Here is a 6,296-nt window from a genome sequence, read left to right as displayed (position 1 = left end):
ATACCAGTCCGCATAGATAATTACCCACTCAGCGAGAGTTAAAATGTTCGTAATCGCGGCGTATTACCGCAGGTATAGTGGTTCTACATCAAGGTGACACAACAAAGAGAACGTACATTTTAAAAGCGCGTAATGAAAAAGAGCAGCTTAGGGCTGCTCTTTGCATTTATAACGATGGGTTGTGTTGGCTATACACAAAAAGTCGATTAATTTAAGTCCAAATCTCGGGTCATGTTCTCGTTCTTATCGCGATGCACAATAATGTTGTCTTCAATGCGAATGCCGCCAAACGGTTTGTATACATCAATGGTATCCCAGTTGATGTACTTAGACGCAGGCGTCGCTTTAAGGTCGCGCAGTAGACTATCGATGAAGTACAGGCCCGGCTCAATAGTGAACACTTGACGCGCTTCTACCATACGCGTGCAGCGTAAGAACGGGTGATCATCAGGAGCAGGCTTAGGCGTGCCTCTGTCATCATTAACCAATCCGCCCACATCGTGTACCTGCAGCCCCAAGAAATGGCCAATGCCATGTGGGAAGAACGTGCGTGTAATGCCCATTTCCACAATCTCAGGTGGCGTTAAATTCACCATGCCGGTATCGTGAAGAATTTGCGCAATACCATCGTGGGCTAACAAGTGAATGTCTGTGTAGGCTACACCCGGCTTTAACGAATCGACTAAGGTCAGCGTTACCTTATCTACCGCTTGAATGAGGTCGCGGAACATCGCTGAATTATGAACACCTTCTTGAGCGTAAGTACGCGTAATATCTGCCGCATAGCCATGATAATTTGCACCCGCATCAATCAGAAACGAACGTGATTCTTTTGGCGCTACGGTATCACACTGCATGTAATGCAGAATTGAAGCATGCTCGTTAAGTGCCACAATACTGGTATATGGTACGTCGTTGTCACCTTGTCGGCTTGCTGCGGCATAGGCAAGATTGATATCAAATTCGCTTTTGCCTTCACGGAAGGCTTGCTCAGCGGCCTTATGGCCTGCCACCGCCAGCTTGTTAGCTTCACGCATGCAGTCAAGTTCATAGTCGGTTTTATAAGCACGTTGATAGTGCAAATAGTGCAACACGCGGTCTGGATTTACATTGTCAAAACCCAACGCTTTTGCCACTTCAATATATTCGCCTACATAGGCAAAACGGCTTTTATCGTAAGGCAGAAATTTCTCTACCGCATCGGCCTGTTGAAGTAGTTTAATGTCGAAGCTGTCAGTCCAAAAGTCATTTGGCTCTGGTGGCACTTTGTGCCAGAAATCTTCAGGGCGATAGAAAATAAGCGTAGGCTTGTCTACACCGTTTACCACCAGCCAACAGTTAGGGTTATCAATAACAGGCACCCATGCTTTGAACTGCGGGTTTACCTTAAATGGGTAGTGATTATCGTCCAAGAAAAGACGTTTGCCCTGCCCTGAGTGAATAACTAGTCCGTCTAGCCCTTCTCGCTGTAGTGCTTCGCGAGTTCTAGCTTGAAGCTCTTCGATATGCTGTTGGTAGGTTGCTTTATGTTGCGACATAGCCCCTCTTATCTTTTTAGTCGTTAGTTAGCTACTAGTGTATCACGAGGCCAGCATGACATGCATACTGGCTCAGACCGCTGTGCTGTTGTATACGTTAAGTTTCCCATACTGGTAAAATAATAACGTAATGAAAGGCGTACCCGTATACGCATAACCTTTGATTGCTATCGCGGTGCTAGTTGCAGTGTACCTGTTACCGGATGTGTACTTACTGCATCTGCCGATGGGATCATATCGCGGGTAAGTTGAGGGAAGATATTCTCGTTTCCACCTAGCTGCTGGTCGTAAATATGCTGATACGCCATCACCGCCTTCACGTAAGCACGGGTTTCTTTGTAGGGAATATTCTCAATCCAAATATCCACGGGCAGCGCTTCATTAGCAGGTAACCATTCCAACACTTTGCGCCAACCAGCGTTATAAGATGCGGACACCAGCACAGGGTTATTGTTTAACTTGTCCATTAAATAACGCAGGTACTGCACGCCGTATTCAACGTTATCGTCTACCTGAAAAAGTGTGTTACGACTTACTTTCTCTTTTGCTACATAACGCGCTGTTCCCGGCATAAGCTGCATGAGTCCTGCCGCTCCCACCGAAGAGATAGCATCGCTTCTAAACGAACTTTCGCGGCGTGCAATAGCCATAGCCAGCGACTTTGAAATGCTGTATGCCTGCGACTTTTCGCTGAATACATCGTTAAAGGCCAGTGGGAATCGGCGCTCGACATCATCCCAATAGCCACTTCGCGCAAAACTGGTAATAGCTTGATCGTACAAGCCCCACTCATACGCCAAAATGCCCGCATCGGTCACTTTCGATTCGGGTAAATGTGACAGTAAATAAAACCACTCACGGCGCGCTTCTGTGGTTCTGTCTAACCTGAAAAATTCAACAGAGCGCATGGTGGCAGGGGTTTTCGCCACACTGGCAATAGCCGCCGTGTCTCTTGGTGCTGGCGTGTGTGCAAGCGACGGAATTTCGCCTATGTGCGCACTTGCCATAAAGCCATAATAATGGCGTTCTTGAGAAAGCTCTTTATAAAGCACCGTAGCCTGCATAGTTTGACCAAGCGCTTCTAAAGCACGGGCTTTCCAATAGCGATAGTTTTCTTCTTGCTGCAAACTGGCAGGAGCGCTATCAATAACATTAACCACTTCCTGCCACTTTTTCGTGCGAAGCAAATGGGAAATATGCCAAAGCTTTACATCTTCACTGGCACCCTGCACATCAGCAAGTTCAAGCCAATGATGCGCTTGAGGAAGGCGGTCTAGCGTGTAGCTAAGCGCTATTGCTCTTCGCATAACGTGCTGCTGCGCTGGCGAGAACACGTTTTTGTCGTTGTAGCGGTTAAATACCGTGCCGGCTAAGTCAGGGTTTCGCCAAGCAAGTTTCTCGACCGCCCATACGATTACCTCAGCTTCATGCGATGCATTTTTTAGTGGAAAGAGCGCCGTTCTATTTACTCGGCTGGTGTCTCGGGTTACCGATAGCCACGCGTCAGCCAGGTATTGCTTATCACCGGGAAGTTGGCGCTTAAGATAAGAGATAATGCTTCGGTTATCTTCTTTCGCGGCAATCTCTATGCGCTTGATCACCATTTCGGGTGTCATCATGCCCGCTTTTTTCCACTTAGCAAAAAGCGGATCGCATTCATCCGGTTGCGACTGACCGTGAAGCCATAAAGCGTCGACTTCGGACAAAATAGCTTGTTCGCTTTCACCTTCTTTTAAACGGTAATTAAGCGCAATACAGGTTAGCCTTGCGCCCATACCTGGGCGATAATTGTCTAAAAAAGTGCTGCGATAATCGTTCTTAGCAAGGTAATTAAGCCATTTATAACGCACACCGTAGCTTACCGGCTGACCATTGAAATCTTCCAGAAACTGCTTAACCTCGCGCTTTGTTCTTATTGACATCGTGCGCTCTAGCTTGAGTCTAAGTAGATAAGGATAAAGCGGATAATGCGCCAGCTCATAAATGTCGTTATCGAGGCGCTGAACGCTTCGCTTCGAATACGTTAACAGCTTTTTTTCAACTTCTAGATAACGAGCGCGATCCTTTTCGAAGATATCTTCGGGTAGTGTTAAAGGCTGTGTAGCCCATGCGCCGACAGAGAAAAATGAAGAGAGCGAGCAAACAAATGCCCCCACAACGGTGGCGAACAATTTATTGTTTTTTGTCAGCGAGCGCTGACCTAACCACGAACTAAAATAAAAACCAGACACAATAGAACTCCTACCCTGCTCTACACTCGAACGCTTATGAGCGCTGGCAAATTTGCCGAATCGAGCTGATTGTAAAATGTTGCTGAAAAAGCAGCATTGCGACTGATCCACTACGTTCGTTTGATAAACGAAGGGAAAATTTCAGCCTGGCTCCTTGCCAAAGAAGATGTTGTGCCAGCTGTCGTTAGCTATGCTTTACACACATAGTTGACATGATTGTAGATTATTCTTTTGCTGGATTGGCGCTTTGCGTCAATAACGCTCATTATACAACCACCAATGGCGAAATGAAGCTTGAATTCGATATTTACACTTGAATTTAAGTCATCCGACCACTACCTTAGACAAATTGAAACGCTTGTTTGATTTTTTGTTGAAATTTTGTGTGGCTTTGTAAAGAATCTAGCCACCCTAACGCGTTAGTGAATGCATACGACCCTACAAATTAGTTGGATTACTTCACTAACATCCTGGCCAATGCCGAAGGAGATGATAATGATATACACAGGCAAAAGTCTTTCCGTCAGCCTGTTAGAAGACGGCTTTGCTGAGCTGGTATTCGACGCCCAAGGTTCAGTAAACAAGTTCGACCGCCAAACGGTGAGTGAACTTGACGAAGCAACTCAAGCCCTACTTGCTAAAGGCGATGTTAAAGGCTTAGTAGTACGCAGTGCAAAACCTGCATTTATTGTAGGTGCTGATATCACCGAGTTCACTGGTTTATTCGCCATGGACGATGCAGAAGTACTACAGTGGGTTGCCAATACATCACAAGTATTCGACCGCTTCGAAGACCTACCTTTCCCTACCATCGCTGCAGTTAACGGCTTCGCTCTAGGTGGAGGCTGTGAGATGGCATTGGCGTGTGACATGCGTATTGCAGACACTACTGCTTCAATTGGTTTGCCAGAAGTTAAACTAGGCCTAATGCCTGGTTTTGGTGGTACGGTTCGTCTACCTCGCCTTATTGGTTCAGACAACGCCCTTGAGTGGATGACCACTGGCCGCGACAGAAAAGGCGCGAAAGCCCTTGCTGAAGGCGCAGTTGATGCCGTTGTTGCACCAGAAGCACTTGTTGAAGGCGCACTTTCAATGGTGAAAGACGCTGCAGAAGGCAAGTTTGATTGGCAAGCGCGTCGTGCGGTTAAAAAAGCCCCACTACAGCTAAACAAAAACGAAGCCATGATGAGCTTCAGTACTGCTCAAGCTATGGTATTTGCGCAAGCTGGCAAACACTACCCAGCACCGCACAAAATGGTTGAGACTGTTCAAAAAGCAGCGGGCCTAGACCGTGACGGCGCACTTAAGCTTGAAAACGAAGGCTTTGTTGCCCTTGCGAAAACCGACGCTGCGAAAGCACAGATTGGTATTTTCCTTGCCGACCAACTAGTTAAGAGCAAAGGTAAGAAGCAAGCAAAAGCAAGCACAAAAGAAACCAAGCTTAATGCTGTACTAGGTGCAGGTATCATGGGCGGCGGTATTGCATACCAAAGCGCCGTGAAAGGCACGCCAGTTATCATGAAAGACATTAATCAAGGTGCACTAGACCTTGGCCTTTCAGAAGCAGCGAAGATCCTTGGTAAAGGCATGCAGCGCGGTAAAGTAGACGCGGCCAAAATGGCGCAAACACTTAACGCTATCACGCCTACCCTTGAGTACAGCACACTTAAAGATGCAGATCTTGTTATTGAAGCGGTTGTAGAAAACCCGAAAGTAAAAGGTATTGTACTAAAAGAAGTTGAAGAGAACGTGGCTGACGACGCTATCATCTGTTCAAACACCTCTACTATCTCTATCAACCAGCTAGCTGAAAGCCTAGACAAGCCAGAGCGCTTCTGTGGTATGCACTTCTTTAACCCAGTGCACCGCATGCCGCTTGTTGAAATTATTCGTGGTGAAAAAACCTCTGAAGAAACCATCAATGCAGTAGTAGCCGCTACCCTTAAAATGGGTAAAACCCCAATTGTGGTTAACGACTGCCCAGGGTTCTTGGTAAACCGCGTATTGTTCCCATACTTTGCGGGCTTCAGTAAGCTACTTATCGACGGCGCTGACTTTGTAGCGGTTGATAAGGTAATGGAAAAAATCTTCGGCTGGCCAATGGGCCCTGCTTACCTAATGGACGTTGTAGGTATCGACACGGGCGATCATGCAGCAGACGTAATGGCAGCGGGCATTCCAGAGCGTATGGCTCGTCTGGACAACGACCCGGTAACACTGTTCTACAAAGAAGAGCGTTTAGGTCAGAAGAACGGTAAAGGTTTCTACAACTACGGTGTTGATAAGCGCGGCAAGCCGTCTAAAACACCTGCTGAAGAAGCATATGCCCTAATGGCGCCACACGTAGCTGAGAAGACAGACTTTGAAGCTGACGACATTATTGCACGCCTTATGATCCCTATGGCAAACGAAGCAATTCGCTGCCTAGAAGAAGGCATTGTAGACAGCGCAGCTGAAGCAGATATGGCGCTACTTTACGGCTTAGGTTTCCCTGCATTCCGCGGTGGTATTTTCCGTTGGATTGAAA

The 6,296-nt window shown here is 47.0% G+C and carries 3 protein-coding genes; 1 reads left to right on the top strand and 2 read right to left on the bottom strand.

Annotation, left to right across the window (positions count from 1 at the left end; all coding sequences use genetic code 11):
- Nucleotides 1-206 precede the first annotated feature (206 nt).
- Together pepQ and QVA83_RS04380 are read right to left on the bottom strand one after the other, a co-directional pair.
- Complete coding sequence (gene pepQ, locus QVA83_RS04385) at nt 207-1,538, bottom strand: Xaa-Pro dipeptidase (RefSeq protein WP_156077848.1); 1,332 nt, start codon at nt 1,536-1,538, stop codon at nt 207-209.
- A 167-nt stretch (nt 1,539-1,705) separates the two neighbouring features.
- Nucleotides 1,706-3,769, bottom strand: coding sequence for a transglycosylase SLT domain-containing protein (locus tag QVA83_RS04380; RefSeq protein WP_156077847.1), 2,064 nt, complete (start codon nt 3,767-3,769; stop codon nt 1,706-1,708).
- Nucleotides 3,770-4,264: 495 nt separating this feature from the next.
- On the opposite strand from QVA83_RS04380, the gene fadB reads away from it, so the two are divergent.
- Nucleotides 4,265-6,296 (top strand): fatty acid oxidation complex subunit alpha FadB (gene fadB, locus QVA83_RS04375; RefSeq protein WP_287498155.1); only part of this gene is annotated, 2,032 nt, incomplete at its 3' end.

This window comes from Alteromonas sp. AO-Serp, from assembly GCF_017849675.1.
GTDB lineage: Bacteria > Pseudomonadota > Gammaproteobacteria > Enterobacterales > Alteromonadaceae > Alteromonas > Alteromonas macleodii.
The sequence above is the reverse complement of the archived record's forward strand: the minus strand, read 5'-3'. Positions and strand labels throughout refer to the sequence as shown.

Coding starts and splice junctions, on each gene's coding strand:
- pepQ (WP_156077848.1), bottom strand. CDS start 1,538: ATGTCGCAACATAAAGCAACCTACCAACAGCATATCGAAGAGCTTCAA.